Source organism: Nocardia sp. NPDC056564, from assembly GCF_042793755.1.
GTDB lineage: Bacteria > Actinomycetota > Actinomycetes > Mycobacteriales > Mycobacteriaceae > Nocardia.
Genome location: NZ_JBHTUR010000004.1, coordinates 620,122 through 640,236, shown reverse-complemented (window position 1 = coordinate 640,236; position 20,115 = coordinate 620,122). Strand labels below are relative to the sequence as shown.

The 20,115-nt window shown below is 68.5% G+C and carries 16 protein-coding genes; 6 read left to right on the top strand and 10 right to left on the bottom strand.

From position 1 onward, the window contains the following. Positions 1 to 58: 58 nt before the first annotated feature. The 3 genes from ACFQ9K_RS14245 to ACFQ9K_RS14235 all read right to left on the bottom strand — a co-directional run bounded on the left by ACFQ9K_RS14245 (position 59) and on the right by ACFQ9K_RS14235 (position 4,224). Complete coding sequence (locus ACFQ9K_RS14245; RefSeq protein WP_378717055.1) at positions 59 to 1,999, bottom strand: glycosyltransferase; 1,941 nt, start codon at positions 1,997 to 1,999, stop codon at positions 59 to 61. After that, on the bottom strand, positions 1,996 to 3,225 hold the full coding sequence (gene glf / locus ACFQ9K_RS14240; protein WP_378717054.1) for a UDP-galactopyranose mutase: 1,230 nt from the start codon (positions 3,223 to 3,225) through the stop codon (positions 1,996 to 1,998). The genes ACFQ9K_RS14245 and glf overlap by 4 nt, the downstream gene beginning before the upstream one ends. Positions 3,226 to 3,501: 276 nt before the next feature. Continuing rightward, positions 3,502 to 4,224, bottom strand: coding sequence for an SDR family NAD(P)-dependent oxidoreductase (locus ACFQ9K_RS14235; RefSeq protein WP_378717053.1), 723 nt, complete (start codon positions 4,222 to 4,224; stop codon positions 3,502 to 3,504). Between the two features lie 107 nt (positions 4,225 to 4,331). Between ACFQ9K_RS14235 and ACFQ9K_RS14230 the strand changes: the two genes are divergently transcribed. Continuing rightward, complete coding sequence (locus ACFQ9K_RS14230) at positions 4,332 to 4,976, top strand: TetR/AcrR family transcriptional regulator (protein WP_378717051.1); 645 nt, start codon at positions 4,332 to 4,334, stop codon at positions 4,974 to 4,976. A gap of 33 nt (positions 4,977 to 5,009) precedes the next feature. Here the strand turns inward: ACFQ9K_RS14230 and ACFQ9K_RS14225 are convergent, their stop codons facing one another. From ACFQ9K_RS14225 to ACFQ9K_RS14210, 4 genes are all read right to left on the bottom strand, one after another. Beyond that, complete coding sequence (locus tag ACFQ9K_RS14225) at positions 5,010 to 5,558, bottom strand: hypothetical protein (RefSeq protein ID WP_378717050.1); 549 nt, start codon at positions 5,556 to 5,558, stop codon at positions 5,010 to 5,012. Between the two features lie 91 nt (positions 5,559 to 5,649). After that, positions 5,650 to 6,234 carry a hypothetical protein gene (locus ACFQ9K_RS14220; protein WP_378717048.1) on the bottom strand — a complete coding sequence of 195 codons (585 nt, stop codon included), beginning with the start codon at positions 6,232 to 6,234 and terminating at the stop codon, positions 5,650 to 5,652. Between the two features lie 73 nt (positions 6,235 to 6,307). After that, positions 6,308 to 7,063 (bottom strand): TipAS antibiotic-recognition domain-containing protein, encoded by a 756-nt coding sequence (locus ACFQ9K_RS14215; RefSeq protein WP_378717047.1) that lies wholly within the window; start codon positions 7,061 to 7,063, stop codon positions 6,308 to 6,310. An 83-nt stretch (positions 7,064 to 7,146) separates the two neighbouring features. Then, positions 7,147 to 8,085 carry a DMT family transporter gene (locus ACFQ9K_RS14210; RefSeq protein WP_378717045.1) on the bottom strand — a complete coding sequence of 313 codons (939 nt, stop codon included), beginning with the start codon at positions 8,083 to 8,085 and terminating at the stop codon, positions 7,147 to 7,149. Between the two features lie 107 nt (positions 8,086 to 8,192). Here ACFQ9K_RS14210 and ACFQ9K_RS14205 point away from each other — a divergent pair, with 107 nt between their 5' ends. Continuing rightward, the gene (locus ACFQ9K_RS14205) at positions 8,193 to 8,693 is read left to right on the top strand and encodes a MarR family winged helix-turn-helix transcriptional regulator (RefSeq protein ID WP_378717044.1); all 501 of its coding nucleotides are present in this window, start codon (positions 8,193 to 8,195) and stop codon (positions 8,691 to 8,693) included. Between the two features lie 101 nt (positions 8,694 to 8,794). On the opposite strand, the gene ACFQ9K_RS14200 is transcribed toward ACFQ9K_RS14205, so the two are convergent. Beyond that, positions 8,795 to 10,924 carry a SpoIID/LytB domain-containing protein gene (locus ACFQ9K_RS14200; RefSeq protein WP_378717042.1) on the bottom strand — a complete coding sequence of 710 codons (2,130 nt, stop codon included), beginning with the start codon at positions 10,922 to 10,924 and terminating at the stop codon, positions 8,795 to 8,797. Positions 10,925 to 11,273: 349 nt separating this feature from the next. On the opposite strand from ACFQ9K_RS14200, the gene ACFQ9K_RS14195 reads away from it, so the two are divergent. Beyond that, complete coding sequence (locus ACFQ9K_RS14195; RefSeq protein WP_378717041.1) at positions 11,274 to 13,910, top strand: N-acetylmuramoyl-L-alanine amidase; 2,637 nt, start codon at positions 11,274 to 11,276, stop codon at positions 13,908 to 13,910. Positions 13,911 to 14,069: 159 nt separating this feature from the next. Here ACFQ9K_RS14195 and ACFQ9K_RS14190 read toward each other — a convergent pair whose 3' ends face one another. Continuing rightward, positions 14,070 to 14,870, bottom strand: a complete 801-nt coding sequence (locus tag ACFQ9K_RS14190; protein WP_378717060.1) for an HAD family hydrolase — start codon at positions 14,868 to 14,870, stop codon at positions 14,070 to 14,072. Positions 14,871 to 14,985: 115 nt separating this feature from the next. Further along, on the bottom strand, positions 14,986 to 16,101 hold the full coding sequence (locus tag ACFQ9K_RS14185; RefSeq protein ID WP_378717039.1) for a hypothetical protein: 1,116 nt from the start codon (positions 16,099 to 16,101) through the stop codon (positions 14,986 to 14,988). Positions 16,102 to 16,260: 159 nt separating this feature from the next. Here ACFQ9K_RS14185 and ACFQ9K_RS14180 point away from each other — a divergent pair, with 159 nt between their 5' ends. From ACFQ9K_RS14180 to ACFQ9K_RS14170, 3 genes are all read left to right on the top strand, one after another. Beyond that, positions 16,261 to 17,238, top strand: coding sequence for an ABC transporter permease (locus ACFQ9K_RS14180; protein WP_378717038.1), 978 nt, complete (start codon positions 16,261 to 16,263; stop codon positions 17,236 to 17,238). 73 nt (positions 17,239 to 17,311) lie between these two features. Further along, positions 17,312 to 18,232 carry an ABC transporter permease gene (locus tag ACFQ9K_RS14175; protein WP_378717037.1) on the top strand — a complete coding sequence of 307 codons (921 nt, stop codon included), beginning with the start codon at positions 17,312 to 17,314 and terminating at the stop codon, positions 18,230 to 18,232. Beyond that, positions 18,229 to 20,109: an ABC transporter ATP-binding protein gene (locus ACFQ9K_RS14170; RefSeq protein ID WP_378717036.1), complete on the top strand. Its 1,881-nt coding sequence runs from the start codon at positions 18,229 to 18,231 to the stop codon at positions 20,107 to 20,109. The genes ACFQ9K_RS14175 and ACFQ9K_RS14170 overlap by 4 nt, the downstream gene beginning before the upstream one ends. The last annotated feature ends 6 nt before the right edge of the window (positions 20,110 to 20,115 follow it).

Sequence of the window (20,115 nt, the reverse complement as noted above, 5' to 3'; positions counted from 1 at the left end):
CCGCCGTGGCCGTTCGTGCTTTGCAGCGGCTTGTTCACCGCGGTGTTGTCCGCGAGGCTCACTTGTCCCCATCCTTCGTCTCGGCGCCGATGCCGAAGGCGTTTTCCCAGGCCGCGGTGCTGGTCAGCTGCGGGTGGGCGGCGCGGTAGCGCTGCTGCATCTCGGGGAAGCGCGCGGCCAGTTCCTTGCGCAGGCGCAGGGCCTCCTTGAACAGGCCGAGGGCCTGGCGCGGGTCGCGCTTGCGGTAGACCACGCCCCGGCCGTCGGCGGTGGTGACGGTGACCCCGTCGACCTGCGAGAGCAGGAACCAGCGCGCGTCCAGCGTGGGCACGTTGAGCTGCGGGACCTCATGGTGCCGGGTGTGCGCCGGGCGGAAGTTGTGCACGACGCCCTTGGCCAGCCGGACCACCTTGGCGATCGGGTTGGCCGGCTCGCCGACCGCGCCGACCTCGAGGTGGCTGGCCAGCGGCAGTTCGGTGGACGACGGCAGGATGACCGCGTCCGGGTACTGCTTGCGCAGCGCATGCACCGCGCCGAGCGCGCTGGGCAGCAGCTGGAACAGGCGTTCCGGGCCGGCCAGGAAGTCGCGGATGGCCAGGTTCTGGATGGCGACCGTCGAATACTCCAGGCAGAGCAGGTGTTTCAGGGTCGCCTTGACCGTGTTGACCACCATGCCGCGCCCGTTGCCCGGCATGTGCAGGGAGGCGACGACCAAGCGGTTGCGCAGGTGGAAGTACGCCTGCCAGTCGATGGCGTCGTCCTTGTCGCTCCACGCCATGTGCCACACCGCGGCGCCCGGCAGGGTGACCGTGGAGTAGCCGTGATCGCGGGCGCGCAAGCCGTATTCGACGTCGTCCCACTTCAGGAACAGCGGCAGCGGCTGACCGATCTCCTCGGCCACCCGGCGCGGGATCACGCAGGTCCACCAGCCGTTGAAGTCGACGTCGATGCGCCGGTGCAGCAGCTTGGAGTTGTCCCGGTCCTTGAGCGGGTACTTGGAGAAGTCGTGGTCGTACTCGACGTTCGGCGCGGAGGTCCACATGAAGATGCCGCGGTCGACGACCTCGCCCATGCTGTGCAGGTGCGAGCGCTCCTGCAGGTTCAGCATCTGCCCGCCGACCAGCATGGGCGACTTGGCGAACCGGGCGAAGGCCAGCGCGCGCAGGATCGAGTCCGGCTCGATCTCGATGTCGTCGTCCATGTAGACGATGTACTGGGCGTCGGTGGTCTTGAGCGCCTCGTACATCACCCGGCTGTAGCCGCCGGAGCCGCCGAGGTTGGGCTGGTTGTGGATGGCCAGGCGGTCGCCGAGCGGCGCGGCGGCCTCGGCGAAACCGGGCTCGTCGACCACCTTGCGGTTGCCCTGGTCGGCCACGATGACCGCGGCGATCTTGTCGAGCACCAGCGGGTCCGAGCCGAGTGCGGCCAGGGTCTTCACCAGGTCGGTCGGCCGGTTGAAGGTCGGCATGCCGACCGCGATGGTGCCCGCGTCGGGCGCCTCGATCGGCGCGTACCAGCCACCGGACAGCAGCGTGACCGCCGTGTCGGTGGTGATGTCGAACCAGATCCAGCCGCCGTCCTCGAACGGGCCGAGGTCGGTCTCGAACTCGACGTACACCGACTCCGTACCGGGCGCGACCGCGAACTCCTTGCCCTGCACGTGGATTCGCGAACCGTCCGCCTTCGAGCGGTACACGTCCACCCGGCCGTGTCCGGCCAGCTCCAGGCGCAGCACCACCGAAGGCAGGATGCTCCAGCGCCGCCAGTAGCTGGCGGGCAGTGCGTTGAAGTAGGTGCAGAACGACACCTCGGACTCCGCGCCGATGGACAGCGAGGTGCGGGTGGCGGCGTGCGCGCGCTTGGCGTTGGTCTTGGATTCCTCGACGTAGAGCGTGCGCACGTCGAGCGGCTCACCCGGCCGGGGCAGGATGATCCGTTGCAGCAGCGAGGTCGCGCGGGTCTCGGTGGTCATGTCTTCCAACAGGGATTGGGAGGTCATTCTGCACTTTCGTCAGCGAGCGGCGCACCGGACTCCAAGTGCGGGCGCAGCACATTGTCGAACATGCTGAGCGCACTGCCGATGGCCATGTGCATATCCAGGTACTGGTAGGTGCCGAGGCGGCCACCGAAAAGGACCTTGTCCGTTGCGGTTTCCTTCTTCGCGAGCGCGCGGTACGCGGCCAGCTTGGCGCGATCCTCCGGCGTGTTGATCGGGTAGTAGGGCTCGTCGCCGGTCTGCGCGAAGCGGGAGAACTCGCGCATGATGACCGTCTTGTCCTTCGGGTAGTCGCGCTCCGGATGGAAATGGCGCGGCTCGATGATGCGGGTGAACGGCACGTCCGCGTCGTTGTAGTTCATCACCGAGGTGCCCTGGTAGTCACCGGTTTCGAGCACCTCGGTCTCGAAATCGATGGTGCGCCAGCCGAGCTCACCCTCTTGGTAGTCGAAGTAGCGGTCCAGCGGGCCGGTGTAGACGACCGGTGCGTCCGGATTCGCGGCGCGCAGTTCGTCGCGCACGTCGAACCAGTCGGTGTTCACCCGGACCTCGATGAGCTCCGAGGCGGCCATGTTCTCCAGCCACTTCGTGTAGCCCTCCTTCGGAAGGCCCTCGTAGGTGTCGTTGAAGTAGCGGTTGTCGAAGGTGTAGCGCACCGGCAGGCGGGTGATGTTGCCCGCGGGCAGTTCCTTCGGGTCGGTCTGCCACTGCTTGGCGGTGTAGTCGCGGATGAACGCCTCGTACAGCGGGCGGCCGATCAGCGAGATCGCCTTCTCCTCGAGGTTCTGCGCGTCCTTGGTGTCGATCTCCGCGGACTGCTCCGCAATGAGCGCGCGCGCCTCGTCCGGGGTGAAATAGCGGCCGAAGAACTGGGAGATCAGGCCGAGGCCCATCGGGAACTGGTAGGCCTGCCCCTTGTGCTTGGCGAAGACCCGGTGCTGGTACCCGGTGAACTCGGTGAACTTGGTGACGTAATCCCAGACCCGCTTGTTCGAGGTGTGGAACAGGTGCGCGCCGTACTTGTGGATCTCGATCCCGGTATCCGGATCCGGCTCCGAGTAGGCGTTGCCGCCGAGGTGGTATCGACGATCGATCACCAGCACGCGTTTACCGAGCTCGGTAGCGGCGCGTTCGGCGACGGTCAGCCCGAAGAAACCGGAGCCGACGACGATCAGATCGAACTGAGAGGAGGAGTTGGCGGAGTTACCCGGGGACGATGCGACGGTCACGGGAGCCCAGAGTATCGGAAGTCCGCGCGGGGTCTGGGTGGAGTCGCGCGGGGCACAGCGCGCGGCCGGGTTCGCGCACGTTTTCCCGCCCGAGCCGTCCGGATTTCGCCGGAAGTTTGCCGAATAGTGGACTTGACGGAAATGCGGGCGCTATTGAATGGACGGTTCTCGGTAATCCGGCGATTTCGGATGGACGGGCGAATGTGTTCCGGCGCCGAGGCCGAACATCGCGCCGAATTCCCGCACGCCGGGTTCGGCGTGCGGGTGGTTGCCGGATCAGTCCGGGAAACCGACCTCGACCTCGACCTGGTCGCGAGCGGTGTACATCCGCCAATAGTGTTCACCGAGTTCGGCATTGTCCATGCGGGTGATCTCGAGGTCGGCGGGGAACAGCTCCGGATGTTCGTCGACCAGCTGTTCGGCCCTGCTGTTGCCGATGAGCACGCCGATGTTCAGCAGGCCGGCGTAGACACCGGTGCCCTGCAGCTCGATCGCGAGCTGGTGGATGTAGCCGCGCTGGGCGGCGAGGGCGACGCCGAAATTGGACAGGAACGGCATCGGGTGGCGGTCGGAGGCGCCCGAGGAGAACAGCAGGGTGCCCTCGCCGCGTTCGATCATCGCGGGCGCCAGCGCGCGGGTCATCAGGATCGGCGAGTAGAGCTTGAGCGCGAGCGGGACGCGCAATGCGGGCACATCCACCTCGAGCGTGGCGGGGATACGGTCCACCGGGTCGCCCGCCGCGCCGTGCATGGCCACGTCTATCCGGCCGAGGGTCGCGCCGATCCGCTCGATCGCGGCGTCGATCTGGGCCGCGTCGGTGACATCGGCCGGAAAGGCGGCAGCCTCGATGCCCTCGGCCGCGAGTTCGTCCGCATGCCGCTGCGCCTTGTCCGGGTTTCGCCCGATCACCGCCACCCGGAACCCCGCGCGCCCGAAGCGCCGCGCGGTACCCATACCGAGTCCGGGGCCGAACCCGAATATCGCGATGGTCTTCGACATGCCTACCTCACTAAGTTGAGCAGTGGTTCAAGTTAGATGTCCGACGGTAGCATTAACTTGAACCTATGCTCAACATAATTCCGGGGCCGGATTTGTAGGATCGGCGAATGCCCGTGGACAAGCCGTTACGCAGCGATGCCCGCCGCAACCGCGACGCGCTGGTGACCGCCGCCCGCGAGGTCTTCGAAGAACGCGGCCTCGACGCGCCGCTGAAGGAGATCGCCGCTCGGGCCGGCGTGGCCATCGGCACCCTCTACAACCGCTTCCCCACCCGCGACGACCTCATCGCCGCCGCCGTGGAGGACCGCATCGAGGCGGGCGGGCGCATCGCCGAGGAAGCGCTCGCGATCGACGACCCGTGGGACTCGTTCGTCTACCTCGTCGAAAAGGTCTGCGAACTCCAAGCTTCCGATCGACTGCTCAGCGACCTGGCCGTCCGCGCGGCCCCGAGCACCGCGATCGCGAACGCGCAGGAACACGGTCACGGCATCATGCGCCGGATCATCACCCGCGCCCAGCGGTCCGGCGCGCTGCGCGCGGACTGGGTGCTCGAGGACATCGCCTTCATCACCTGGTCGCACACCAGGATCCTGGAGGCCACCGCCGCCATCGCGCCGACGGCCTGGCGCCGCCATCTGGCATTGACCCTCGACGGCTTGCGCGCCACCGCGGCCCACCCGCTGCCGGTGCCGCCGATCACCGAAAGCCAACTGATGCAATCGCTTCGGGGTCAACCCGAAGGCGAGGCGTAGCCGCCGAAGTCAGCGACCCGAACCGACCACCGGTCAGGGGCGCCGGGGTGGGTAGTGCATCGGGGCGGGCGGCTGCTGGATGTACGCCGGCGGGGGCGGCGAAACGCCGGGCCGGGTCAACGCGAATACCAGCGCGACCAACCCCAGGGCGGCGCCGCCGATGATCAGGTAGGCGGGGAAGGAGGCCCCGACGGCCAGACCATGGTCGCCGCCGTAGGTCACGCCCACCAGGCCGCCGAGGAAAACCCAAGCGCCGCCGATGATTTCCAGCGGCCTGCCGATCGGCTTGCCGATCATGGACAACAGGCTGCCGACGGCAAGCACCACGGCCATCAGTGCCGAGACGATCAGCAGGACCTCCAGCACCGCGTGGAAATCCGACGCGGTCTTCCAGGCGTCGTAGGCGTCGTCGGTGACCTTCGGCTTATTGTTCCGGTCCGCTATCCGGTAGTGCTGGGCGGCGAGGAACGAGCCGGAGCAGGCCAGGGCCGCACCGAGCCACGCCGACCCGATCGTGATCACGGCGATCAGGCCGCTGTGCGCGGCCGCCGGAGTGCGTGGGCCGCCATATGGATTGGTCATCGAACCCCCCTCTAGGTATCGGGCGAACCTTACCGTGCGGGCGGCGGTCGTTCGAGTCGATGCGGGTGCCGGATGCGGCAGCGCGGCCGGGCTAGGCGTCGACGGAGCCGAAAGTTGCCTGGTCGTCCTGGATTTCGGTGCGTCGAGGCGGCGAGTAGGTCACCCAGCGGGTGGTGCGCTCGGACGACGCCAGGAGGAAGATCACCAGCGGCAGCACCGCGGACACCAGCGAGGCGATCCACTCGCGATGCAGCAGGGCGGTCAGCGTGCCGATCAGTCCGTCGAAGTTGGCGTTGACGATCTCGAGCGACCGCCGCTGCTCGGGCAGCCAATCGATGCCGTAATCGGGCTGGTAGTCGACCAGCGCGCAATAGAGGGCGACCAGCGCGGCGACGGTCAGCAGGCCCGAGGTGAGGATGAGGATGTAGCGGCCGGTCTCGTCGCGGCGCAGCAGCTGGATGGCCCCGTAGATCAGGGCGATGGCCGCGAGCAACCCGCCGAGCATCGAGAAGATGGCGAAGGATTTGTCGACGTGCGGGCCGTCGCGCAAGGCGCTCAGCACAGTTCGCTCGCCCCACAGGTTGAACAGCCCGGCGGCCAGCGCCAGCACCCCCGCGGTGGTCGCGACCACTCCGCTCGGCCCGGCGACCCGCGACCTCTCCCTGGCGTATGTCATTGCTCGGATGCCCTCTCTCCGCCGACGGCCGGCACGCATTCAGTATGCGTACCGGCCGTCGGTTGGGCGTGATCTAGAGCTGTGTCTCGGCGTAGACCTTCATCGCGTCCCGGACGAACTCCGCGGTGCCCGCGCCGTGCACGTCGTAGTTCGCACCGAACCGCGGGTCCGCGACGTACATCTCGCCGAGGCCGATGAAGGCCTCCTTCACCACGGTCCGGCCCTGCCAGCCGTCGCCGATCCAGGCGCGGTGCCGGGCGACGATGGCCTGGACCTCGGCGTTGTCGGGCGCCAGCCCGGCGGCGTGCGCCCGGCCGTAGTCGGCGGCGATGTCCAGATGGGTCTGGAAATGCGCCTGCTGCTGGGCCGCGCTCATCGAGCGCCACCACTTGTCGCCGCTCTCGTAGGCGTCCTTGCCCCAGCGTTCGATCACCTCATCCTTGTACTGGGTGTGGTCGAAGCCGTCGAAAACCTCTGCAGCCATGAGTTGTTCACCTCTTTCCGTCTTCTGCAGCGTGGTCTGTACCGACGAGATCTGGCGCCGGATCCGATCCTGTTCCCGCCGCAGCAGTTCCAGGTGCGTGCGCAGTGCGGTACCGGTGTCCTGTTCTCCGGCAAGCACTTCGGCGATGACCGGAAGGCCGAGGCCGAGCTCTCGGAGCAGCAGGATGCGTTGCAACCGCAGCAGGGAGTCCTGGTCGTAGTAGCGATATCCGTTGGTGCCGATCCGGCTCGGCGGCAACAGCCCGAGCTGGCCGTAGTGGCGCAGCGTGCGGCTGGTGGTACCGGCCGCCTTGGCCAGATCCTGGATGGACCATTCGGTGCTCACGACCTGTTCTCCCTTCTCATCTCGTCGGTGTAACCAGCATGCAAGTTGACGCTACGTCAAGGTCAACCCCGAATATCTGCAGTTCAGCGGGCCGGCACCAGAACCGGCTCGGCGGGCGCGCCGACCACGGGCGCGGGCTTCGGCCGTCCGGCCAGCTGGCCGTACAGGGTGCCGCCGAGCGCGATCACCAGGCCGGCCATTTGCAGCGGTCCGAGGGCCTGACCCAGCGCGATCCAGCCGATCACCGCGGCGGACACCGGGCTCAGCAGCCCGAGGAACGCCACCGAGGTCGCGGGCACCTTGGAGATTCCGCGGACCCAGAGCCAGTACGCGACGGCGGTGCCGATCACGGCGAGGTAGAGGTAGCCACCGATCGCGCGGCCGTCCAGCGCCGGGGGCGCACCCTCGACGAGCACGGCCAGCGGGAGAATGAACAGTCCGCCTGCGGTGAGCTGCCACCCGGTCAGCGCCAGCGGGCCGACCCCCTCGGGCCGTCCCCAGCGCTGGGTGAGCACGGTGCCCGCGGCCATGAACGCGGCACCGGCCAGTCCGGCGATGACGCCGAGGGTGTCCAGCTGCGCGTTGGCCTTCAACACGACGAGCGCCACACCGAAGACCCCGATCAGGCCGGCCAGCACCTTGCGTCCGTTGGGCTTCTCGGCGAGTACCACGGTCGCGAAGCCGAGCGCGAACATCGGCGCGACCGCGCCGAGCACGCCGGCCACCCCGCCGGGCAGCCGGTACGCGGCGAGGAACAGCAGCGGGAAGAACGCGCCGATATTCAGGACGCCGAGCGCGGCGGCGCGCCCGATCCAGATGCCGCGCGGCAGCACCCTGGTGATGGCGAGCAGCGCGAGACCGGCGGGCAGCGCGCGCATCAGCGCGGTGAACAGCGGGCGGTCCGGCGGCAGGAACTCGGTGGTGACGGCGTAGGTGGAGCCCCAGACGATCGGGGTGAGGGCGGTGAGCGCCAGGGTGCCCGCGTAGGAATTTCCGCTGCGCGGGGTGGTGCTTGTGGTCATGTCGTTCGCTCCTCATTGATAATCTCAACGTTGAAATATCTACTCCGGTGGATACCTTAGTGTCAAGTAGATCAACATTAAGATTCTTAGCATAGAGAGGAGCGGTCATGGCGGACGCGGTGGACCTGTTCACCCAGCACTGGAACCGGGAACGGCCGGAGGTCGATGTCTCGCCGATGGCCGTGATCGGCCGTATCCAGCGCCTGGCTCGCCTGTTCGAGCATGAGCTCAAGCAGTTCTTCGGCCAGTTCGGCATGGAGTTCTGGGAGTTCGACGTGCTCGCCACGCTGCGCCGATCCGGCGGCGACGAGGGACTCACCGCCGGCGCGCTGATCAAGGTGGCCATGGTGACCTCGGGCGCGATCACCAACCGGATCGATCGGCTGGTCGCGAAGGACTGGGTCGAGCGCATGCCGTGCGCGACCGACCGCCGGGTGATCCGGGTGCGGCTCACCCCGGCGGGTCGCCAGATGATCGATGACGTGCTACCCAAGCACATGGAGAACGAGCAGCGGCTGCTCGCGGCGCTGAACCTGGAGTCGCGGGAGCAGCTTGCCGGATTGCTGCGAACACTCGCGGAATCGCTCGGGGATGGTGCGCCGGACTGATCTCAGCAGCCCGGTCTGGGCGGACATTTCCGGCGCTCGACAGGGCTATATCGGTGCGGCTCAACGAGAAATGTCCGTCTAGGCCGGGTCGCCGCCGTACGTCACCGGCGCGCCGGCAACGGACTGCTCGTCGCACGCCCCGACGGGATCGGAATCCCCGGCGTCGGACGCGGTGTCGGCGTGGCCGCGGTGGTCGGCGCGACCGTGCTCCCCGGCGACACCGACGTCGCGGGCGGCACGAAGCCGACCGGCGGCGCGGACTCGAACACGGTCGGCACACTCACCCCGGACGGAATCGACTCGGGCACAGGCACCGGGCTGACACCGGTCGGCGCGGGCTCCGGCACCGAGGGCACACCACCATCAGACGGCATGGACTCGACGTTCGTAGGCTCGTCCGGCTCGGATGGGCCCGGTTCGAACACAGTCACTACGCGCACACCTGCCGGAGCGGACTCGGCCTCCGACGGCGCATTCGGATCGGATGAAATCGACTCGGGCACAGGCAGTGTGCCGGCATCGGCCGCAGCGTCGAAATTCACGACCGCACCCCCCTCGGATGGCACCGGCGTAGCGCCGGGAACCGACCGGGCCAGCGACGGCGTACTCGCCCCGGACGGAACCGACTCGGGCACAGGCACTCCACTACTCGACGGCGCGAGCTCCGCCACGCTAGACGGCGCGACGTCGAGATTCGCGGGCCCACTCGCATCGGCTGGTACCGGCGCAGCGCCAGTACTAGCCGGGAAAGACTCGACCGGCGATGAGATGCTCACGCTGGCCGGAACCCGCTCGGCGACAGGCGCTCCGGTGACATCGGATGGCACGCGCGCGGGTTCGGGCGCCGCGGGGATTTCCGCGGCCGGTGGCTCGGGCACTGGCATCGCGTTGACACCAGGCGATCCCGATTCAGGTACCGGCGGCGCACCCGCAGCAGAAGGAACCGACTCGGGCAGCGGCGGCGCGCTCGCGCCGGGCAACGCAGGCGCGGACACGGTCGGAACGTTGCCCGCCGACGGAACCGGTACGGGCGCAACAGCACCCGGCGCCGGCGGCACACTCGCACGCTTCGGCGCCTGCGGATCCGGGACCAACTGCAACAACGTCGTGAAGTCGACGACCTGCGCACCGAGGGTCTCGGTGTAGATGATGACGCCGTTGGTGAACATGCGATACGTTCCGGCATGTTCCGGCAACGCCATCTCCGGCCCGAGCGGCTGCCCGACTTTGCTTGCCGCCCCACCGATTCGCCGATACTCCACCTCGATCGGCGATTCGCCGACCGCGACCTTCGTCCGCGGATCCACCGGAGCGGCGGGCGCATTGGGCGCGATCTCGCTCAGCGCCGGCCCGACCTCGAAGGTGTAGATGTCGGCCGGTTCGCCGCCACCAGGCGCGGAGGAATACTCCGACCGCAGGATTCGCCCGTCCCGCAACAGCACCGTTCCCGCGGTGGCCACCACGGCGGCGGCCGCGCGCGGATCCTCCTTCGCGGTACCGGGATACACCTGGCAGTCGGTGGTGTCACAACTCTGCGCGTACGGAAAACGGTGCTCGGCAAGGACATACGAGCGCGCGGCGATCGCCTGCGCGCGCAACGCCTCGCCCCCGCCCTGGTCCGCCCAGTTCGCCTGCACCTCGGCCGGGATGACGCCGAGCAGGTAGTCCTCCACGTCGACCCGATTGACGGTGCGCGCCGCCCCGTTCTCCGTCGCCACCCCGAGTGCGCCGCGATAGCCCGAACCCCCGCACAGCGTCAGGTGCTCCGCGGCGGGACGATTCGGTTCGCGGTTGACCGGATAGACGAACGGATCGTCGGTCGCCGCCTGCCACAGCACCTCCCCGTCGCACCCGACGGTCACCACCACGTTCGCGCCGCCGGTGGGCAGCGGCGTCAGATGCGCGGCCTGGCCGGCCTCGACGAACTGCCCGGCGACCCACAGGCCGGCGCCCGCGTAGGTGTCGAGGGTCGAGTCGTCCTGGGCGGTCAGCCGGATCCCGACGGTGTTTGCCGCGACGGTGCCGAGCGTGGCGCCGGGGTAGTAGTGTCCGAGGATTCTTTCGGCGGTCCAGCCCTCCTGGGCGTTGGCGAACGCCCCGAGCTGGCTCATGCCGCGCCCGTGGCCGGGCCCGGCGACGGTCCGATACGGCGTATCCCCCGGCCATGCCCACAGCACAACCACCGCGCCGACCGTCAGCGTCACACCGCCGGTGACCAGCACCGATCGCATGGATAGGGCAGGTTGTCCCGGCCCGCGCGAGCGCTGCCCCCGGCGTGCCGCTCGTTTCGCTCTGCGCGCGGATTTCACCCGCATTCGTGCTCCCCCCGTGCTCTTTCGTTCCGGTGCTGTGGTGCGTCGCATCCGTTCACTCCCACGGTATTCCGGGGCCGGGTGGATTGGATACCTGTCGGCATGTCGTTCCATCCGGCCGCATTCCGAGAGCTACATTCGAGCAATCACATAATCCTCAACCAGAGGTTTAGATATGTGACAGTTGTGACTATTGTGATCGTTGATACATCAGGAAGCAACCCTGGTTTTGCACACGATCACTGGTTCGACCTGAATGGAGACGCTCGTGCCCTACCGCAAACCGAAACGTTCCTACGTCCTCCCGGTTGTCACCACGCTTGCGGTAGCGGCCCCGCTCGCGGCGCTCACAATGAGCGACTCGCCCGACTATCGCGCGACCACCGGCACCGAATTGGCCGCGGTACCGGCGCAGCTGGCCGAGGTCGTGCTCAACTCCGCTCCCGACATCGTGCTTCCGCTGCGCGAACTCACCGGGTTGGATCTGCCGGATCTGCACCTGTCGGACCTGCGCATGCTGCCGCTACCCGCGTCGATTCCCATTCCGGACGGACTACCGCTGCCACCAGGTGTGCAACTACCGAAAGAAATTCCGCTACCGAAGCTGAATGGTCCCCATCCGGCCACCCCCGGCCAGCAGAGCGCACCAGGGCCGAACACCGCGCCTGGATCGAACGCCACTCCCGGGCAGGGCCTCGCACCAGGGCAAACACCATTCCCCGGGCAGGCCACCGCGCCAACTCAGAACAGTTTTCCCGGGCAGGCGATTACGCCGAATCAAAACAACATTTCAGGCCGCGCCGCCCCGAACAATTCGCCTGGCCAAGCCGCCGCCCCGACCCAGAACGCCATTCCCGGGCAGGCCATCGCGCCAGGCCAGAACACCAACCCGGGCCAAGCCGCCGGGCCGGTGCAGAACTCCATCCCGGGCCAAGCCTCCGCGCCGGTGCAGAACCCCGTCCCTGGCCAAGCCTCCGCGCCGGCGCAGAACCCCGTCCCGGGGCAGGTCGCCGCACCCGGCCAGATCCCCGGTTCCGCGCAGACCGCACCGGCCCCCGCTCAATCCGCCCCGGGCGGTGCGCGTTTCATCGCGGATCCGAGCCACCTCGAACCGGGCACCACGCCCGATACCCCCGCGCTGGCGCCCGGCGCGGTCCCGCCCGAACTGACCGATCAGGTCGGCGCGCAGGTCAAGGAACTGTCCCGGGAAACCCCGTTCAGCGTCGTCGCCCTCACCGCGGCCGACCTGACGAACACCAAGGCGATGCTGCGCGCCCGGCAACCCGACGGCAGCTGGGGTCCCTGGTTCAACGCCGAACCGGTGGACACCCGCCGCACCGATCGCGCCGCGGCCGGCGGCAAGACCGGCACCGAGCCGCTCTACGTCGGCACCACCAACGCGGTACAGATGCTGGTCACCCGCAAGAACGCCGCGGCGAGCGCAGCCGACGACGCCGTCGCGCCGGACCCGGCGGCCCAGCCCGCACCGCGTTCGGACGATCCGGCCCAGCTGTCCGGCGTCGACCTCACCGCCGTCCTGATCGATCCGGGCCGCGGCGCCATCGACGGCGCGCTGCACAAGGTCGCCGCGCCCGTGCCCGGCGGCGGGCCCAAGGTGATCTCGCGCGAGGGGTGGGGCGCCGACGAGAGCATTCGCTGCGAGGAACCCACCTACGACGACGGACCGGGCAAGGACGGCCTCGGCGGCATCACCGTGCACCACACCGCGGGCCGCAACGACTACACCGAGGAAGAGTCCGCGGGCATCGTCCGCGCCATCTACACCTATCACGCGAAGACGCTGGGCTGGTGCGACATCGGCTACAACGCCCTGGTCGACAAGTACGGCCAGATCTTCGAGGGCCGCGCGGGCGGACTCGATCGCGCGGTGCAGGGCGCGCACGCCGGCGGGTTCAACGAGAACACCGCGGGCGTCGCGCTGATGGGCAACTACACCTCCGACCCGCCGACCGAGGAGTCGATCGAGGCGATCGGCAACTTCATCGGCTGGCGCGCCAAGATCGCCCATCTCAACCCGCAGGGCAAGACCGTCATGTACTCCGAGGGCACGGAGTACACCTCCTACGCCATGGGTCAGGCGGTGAGCCTGCCGATCGTGTTCGCCCACCGCGACGTCGGCAACACCACCTGCCCCGGCGACGCCGCCTATGAGCAAATGGATCGAATTCGGGAAATCGCCGCGAGTGTCGCGGGCGGCGCCGGGGTCACGAACAGCGGAACCGGCGACAGCACCGACAGCTACGCGAACAACGGGACCGGCACCGACGGCACCGCGAACAGCCCGGCCCCGCAGGCCGCGCCGCGGAACAAGCCCGACCTCTCCGCGCTCGCCGCGCTCACCAAGAAGCTTCTCGGCATGGTGAACGAGAACCCGATCGCCAAGCACTGGGCGGACAGCGGCGGTCCCCGTGGACCGCTCGGTGCCGCGCAGACCGAGCCGCTGCCCGCGGCCCAGGGCCAGCAGTACGCCAAGTTCGCCAACGGCTACGTCTACACCGCGCCCGACGGCAAGGTCGTCGAGGTGCTCGGCAAGATCCTCGACCGCTTCCTGCAACTCGGCGGCGACGCCGGCGTGCTCGGCCTCCCGACCGGCGACGCCTACAACGTGCCGAACGGCCAACGCGCGGACTTCCAGTACGGCTCCCTGATCCTCAACCAGGTAACCGGCATCGTCACCACGGTATGGAAGACCTACAACGACACCTACCAGCAGAACGCAAGCCGCCCCGCCCCCGCACCGGCCCCTGCTCCGGCCGGCACCCCCGCGCCCGCCGATTTCCCACCCCCCGCCGAACCCCCGGCCCCCGCACCGCAACCCGACGCCCTCCAATTCCCCACCCCCGAGGACTTCCTCCCACCCCCAGCCCCCGAACCAGCAAGCTGAACCAAAACCACCCACCCGGAGCTCGCCGCCGTGATCCCCCCACGGCCGCGAGCTCCGATCACATTCCCACCAACCACATTTCCTCGCCCACCGCGCACAAGGCAAATTCATTGCGGTGCAGGCAAATTCGTGCGCAACACATTGGATTAGCGCACGAGATCAGATCCACCAGCGCTCGAGGATGCGGGCGACGCCGTCGTCGGAGTTGGACTCGGCTACCTCGTCGGCGGCGGCTTTGGCTTCGGGGTGGGCGTTGGCCATGGCGACGCCGTGGCCGGCCATGGTGAGCATGGGGACGTCGTTGGGCATGTCGCCGAACGCGACCATGTTCGCGGATTCGACGCCGAGGCGCTGGGCGACGATCGCCAGGCCGGAGGCCTTGGTGACGCCGGGCGCGGACAGCTCGATCAGGCCGTGCTCGGTGGAGTAGGTGATGTCGGCGCGCTCGCCGATCAGCGGGGCGAGCACGCCGCGCATGTCGGAGCTGCGGGCGCCGGGTAGTCGGATCAGCATCTTGATCGCCGGGGCGTCGATCACCTCGTGCCGGGCGACCGTGGTGTCGTCCGGGTTCAGCCAGGCGTGCTCGTAGAGCGGCGAGCTGACGAACTGCGGGGTGACCGCGTCGTGCGCGCTCTCGCCGACCCGCTCGGCGGCGAGCCCGCACCCGGGCAGCGCCGCCTCGGCCTGGTCCGCGATCCAGGACAGGGTGGCCACGTCCAGGGTCATGCTGGCCAGCACCCGGTCGGTGGCGCTGTCGTAGATGACCGCACCGTTGCCGCATACGCACAGCGGCGCGTAGCCGAGCCCGTCGACCACGGGGTCGATCCAGCGCGGCGGGCGCCCGGTGGCCAGCACGAACGGCACGCCGTCGCCGATCAGCGCGTCCACCGCGGCCTTGGTGCGCGCGGTGACCCGCTCGTCGTGATCGATGAGGGTGCCGTCGACGTCGGTCGCCACCATCTTCGGCTTGGGCAGGTGCAGGAGGGTCACCTATTCCATCCTGCCGGACAACCGTCTCGCAGTGGCGGGGGTACCACCAGGAAGGTGGTGATCGGTCGATACCCGACTGGGCGGGCTACGCGGACGGCGGACGCCACACGGTGTCGTCCGCGGGTTCCGGCGGCACCGAATGCGGTGGGCGCAGCACCGTTTCATCGTTGCGCCCGATGGAAGCGGGCGCGTCGGCCGCCGCTGATTCGGCCCCCGGCCACGCGGCCTGCTCTTTCGCGCCCACGTCAGCTGCCTGCGCGCGGTCACCCGCGGCCGACGGGGGCTGTCCCTCGACCGGTGCCGAAGATCCCGCCTGCGGAGGCGAGCCCCAGGCCGCCTGCGACCCGCCCGCCGCCGGCTGCCCCCACACTGCTTGCGGTACGGACGACTGCCCACCGGCGGGCGCGCCCCAGGACGACTGCGCTGCCCCGGGAGTCTCCGGCGAGAACGCTTGACCGGCGGACCCGGCCTGATCCAACTGCGACCCGCCCGGCGCGGGCTGCCCCCACGCGGCCTGCGGCGGCGACTGCTGCCAGGGCGTTTGCCCGGCCTGCGGCACACCCGGCGCAGGTTGTCCCCAGGGACCTTGCGGCTGCTGTCCGTTGACCTGATCGACCGGCGGTTGCGGCCACACCTGCGGTCCCGGGTAGGGATATCCGTACTGCTGCGGCATGGTCGCGACCGGCGTGTGCGCCAGCCAGCGGCTCGTCATGGGCAGCAGCGCGAGCACCGCGGTGGCGATCGGGAAGATCAGCCCGAACAGCCCGCTGGCGCCGCCGCTGAGCGTGCCGCTGAAGCTGTCCGTGCCGTCGAACGACCGCACGATCGCGAAGCCCACGATCTCCGCGACGATCACCCCCACGCACCCCACCACAACGAGCAACCGCCCGAACGACTTCCGGCTGAACATCCCGATCGCGCCGACCCCGAGCACGATCGCGACCACCAGCGAGATGGCCCCCGACGCGATCGCCCAGGTCTGGAACCAGTCCTCGGCGAACAGCCCGGTCGTGTCGTATTCGTCGAGCTGCCAGCCGATCAGCCCGAACGCGAGGCTGATTCCACCGCCGAGCAATTGGCCGACCGCGCCGACACACGCGAGCACGCCCGCGGTGATCGCGGTGGCCCCGCTCGGCGCGGGCATTCCGGTCGAATATCCCGGATACGGGTTGTATCCACCGGGATATTGCGGATAGTTCATGACTCCCCCTTGGTCGCGCCGAACCGACCGCGTGCGCGTGTGCCGCAAGAATAATGGACGTGCCCGGCCCCGCGTGCCACGCGCGTCCGGGTCATCGTCCTTATGATCAGGGGCTAATACTCGACGCTGGTCCGTCCAGCCGAAAGACCACGAGGACTGATGACCGGCTTCCTGCTACGACGCGCGCTTCACTATGTCGTGCTGTTGCTGCTCGCGTCGTTCCTGACCTTCAGCTTGGCGTCACTGACGTTCCGCCCGCTGGACAGCCTGGAACAGCGCAATCCGCGCCCACCGCAGGCGGTGATCGATGCCAAGGCCGAGGAATTACACCTCAACGACCCGATCCCGCAGCGCTATCTCACCTGGCTGAAGGGGATACCGCAAGGCGATTTCGGTAAAACCCTGGCCGGTCAGCCGGTGAGCCAGGAACTGCCGCGCCGGGTGGCGGTGAGTTTGCGCCTGCTGATCATCGGATCATTGGTCGGCACTGTGTTGGGCGTCCTGATCGGTGCCGCCGGAGCGATCCGGCAGTACAAATTCAGCGACTACTTCACCACCGTCATCTCGCTGCTCGTGCTGAGCACGCCAGTGTTCCTTCTTGCGACACTCTTGAAATACGGTGCGCTGGAAATCAATTCGCTCACGGGCTCGCAGATATTCCTCTACACCGGGGAGACTTCGGCGAACCGGATCGACGGGTTCTTCCCCCAGCTGCTCGATCGGCTCCAGCACCTGGTGCTGCCGACGGCCGGTCTCGCCCTCGGCGGCATGGCGAGCTACAGCCGCTACCAGCGCAACGCCATGCTCGACGTGCTGCAGAGCGATTTCATTCGCACCGCCCGCGCCAAGGGCCTGACCCGCAGCAAGGCGTTGTACAAGCACGGCCTGCGCACCGCGCTGATCCCGATGGCCACCCTGTTCGCCTACAGCCTGCTCGGGCTGATCACCGGCGCGACGTTCACCGAGAAGATCTTCGGCTGGCACGGCGTCGGTGAGTGGCTGGTCGATTCGATCAACGCCCAGGACCTGTACGTGGTGGTCACGGTGACCGCGTTCGCCGGACTGGTGGTGCTGGTGTCCGGCCTGCTCTCCGACGTGGTGCTGGCGATTCTCGATCCTCGGGTGCGTGTCCGGTGAGGGAGCGCAGCGAGCGAACCATAAGCACAGCACCGTCGGTTACGACGGAGCCGAGCGCCAGCGAGGTGCAGTCGTGACCGAAGCGGAAATCATCGTCCAGGGCGCCCCCGAGCCCGCCGCGGCCGGGCGCAGCAAGCTGGTCCTGCGCCGCTTCCTGCGCAACAAGCCCGCGGTGATCGGGGCGGTCATCCTGATCCTGCTGTTCGTCCTCAGCTTCGCGCTGCCGCCGCTGCTGAAGTACGACTACCAGCAACTCGACTACACCTCCCTGCTGAAGCCGCCCAGCGGCAAGCACCCGTTCGGCACCACGCAGATCGGGCAGGACGTGCTGGCGCAAACCCTGCGCGGCATGCAGAAGTCGCTGCTGATCGGCCTGTGCGTCGCGCTCATCTCCACCACCATCGCCGCGACGGCGGGCGCGACCGCCGGGCTGCTCGGCGGCTGGACCGACCGGGCGATCATGTGGCTGGTCGACCTGCTGCTGGTGGTGCCGAGCTTCATCATCGTCGCGCTGTTCGCGCCGCGGACCAAGGGCAGCGGGTCGATTCTGCTGCTCATCCTGCTGCTCAGCCTGTTCGGCTGGATGATCAGCGCGCGCATCGTGCGCGGCCTCACGCTCAGCCTGCGTGATCGCGAATTCGTCCGGGCCGCACGGTATATGGGCGCGCCGACGCGCACGGTGATCGTCAGCCACATCCTGCCGAACATCGCGTCGATCCTGATCATCGACACCACGCTGGCGGTCGGCGCGGCGATCATGGCCGAAACCGGGCTCAGCTTCCTGGGTTTCGGTGTGCAGCCGCCGGACGTCTCGCTCGGCTCGCTGATCGCGTCCGGCACCAAGTCGGCGCTGACCTATCCGTGGCTGTTCCTGTTCGCCGGTGGCCTGCTGATCACCATCGTGTTGTGCGCCAACCTGGTCGGTGACGGACTGCGTGACGCGTTCGACCCCGGCGCCAAGCGGGCGCGCTCGAAGAAGAAGGCAAAGGTATGACGGGCGCTGACCCCACCGAGAAGGTCGTGGTCGAGAAGAACTTCACCGCACCGCTGCTGGAGGTCACCGACCTTCGCGTGTCCTTTCCCAGCGAGGAGGGGCGCATCGAGGCGGTGCGCGGGGTCAACTACACCGTCTCCGACGGCGAGGTGCTGGCCATCGTCGGCGAATCCGGCTCCGGCAAGTCGGTGTCCTCGCTCGCGGTGATCGGCCTGCTGCCCGAGCAGGCCCGCATCGGCGGCTCGATCCGGTTGCGCGGGCGTGAGCTGCTCGGCCTCGGCGATCGCGAATTGTCCAGGCTGCGTGGCAGTTCCATCAGCATGGTGTTCCAGGACCCGCTCTCGGCGCTGACCCCGGTGTACCGGGTCGGCGAGCAGATCGCCGAAGCCCTGCTCGCGCACGGCAAGCTGAGCAAGTCCGAGGCGGCGGCGCGCGCGATCGAGCTGCTCGACCTGGTCGGCATCCCGGAACCGGCGGTGCGCGCCAAGGCGTTTCCGCACGAGTTCTCCGGCGGCATGCGCCAGCGGGTGGTCATCGCCATGGCCATCGCCAACGATCCGGCGCTGATCATCTGCGACGAGCCGACCACCGCGCTCGACGTCACCGTGCAGAAGCAGATCCTGAATCTGCTGCGCAAGGCGCGCGATATCACCGGTGCGGGTGTCATCATGATCACCCACGACATGGGCATCGCGGCCACGCTGGCCGACCGGGTCGCGGTGATGTACGCCGGCAAGATCGTCGAAACGGCTACCACCACTGAGCTTTTCGCCGCGCCGCGGATGCCGTACACGGTGGGCCTGCTCGGCTCCATCCCGCGGATGGACCGCCCGGCGCGCCAGCCGCTGATCCCGATCGTCGGCGCACCGCCCGCCATGCACGCGCTGCCGCCGGGCTGCTCGTTCGCGCCGCGCTGCCCGATCGCGATCGATGAATGCCGAGTCGCCGAACCGCCGTTGGAGAAGACCAACCCCGGTCACTCGGCCGCCTGCATCCGCACCGCGGAGGTCGGCATCGACGACCTGTTCGAGGCCTATCGGCAGGAGATCACCGAGCCCAGGGTCGAGGCCGAGGTCAGCGACCAAGTGGTGCTGCGGGTTTCGGGACTGGTGAAGACCTTCCCGATCACCTCGGGCATCCTGTTCAAGCGCCGCAAGGGCGAGATCCGCGCGGTCGACGGCATCAGCTTCGAGATGCGCGCGGGCCGCACGCTGGCCCTGGTCGGCGAGTCCGGTTCCGGGAAATCGACCACACTCAGCCAGATCCTCGATCTGGCCCGGCCGGAATCGGGCACCATCGAGATCATGGGCAGCGATGTCGCGACCCTGACCAAGGCACAGAAGCGGGAGATCCGCCGGAAGATGCAGATCGTCTTCCAGGATCCGACCGCCTCGCTCGATCCGCGTCTGCCGATCTTCGACGCGCTGGCCGAGCCGATGCGCATCGACGGCCGCTCGCGCGAGGAGATCGGGCGCCGGGTGCCGGAGCTGCTCGAGCAGGTCGGCCTGCGCCGCGACCACGCCGAGCGCTATCCGGCCGACTTCTCCGGCGGGCAGAAGCAGCGCATCAGCATCGCCCGCGCGCTGGCCCTCGACCCGGAGATCCTGGTGCTCGACGAGCCGGTGTCCTCGCTGGACGTGTCCATCCAGGCCGGCGTGCTGAACCTGTTGCGCGACTTGCAGATCGAGCGCGGGCTGTCCTATCTGTTCGTCTCGCACGACCTGTCCGTGGTGCGCAATCTGGCGCACGACATCGCGGTCATGTTGCGCGGCAAGATCGTCGAATCCGGTCCGGCGGAACAGATTTTCGCCGATCCGCGGCACGAGTACACGCGCGATCTGATCGACGCGGTGCCGGTGCCCGCCGTCAGCCGATAGTAAGGA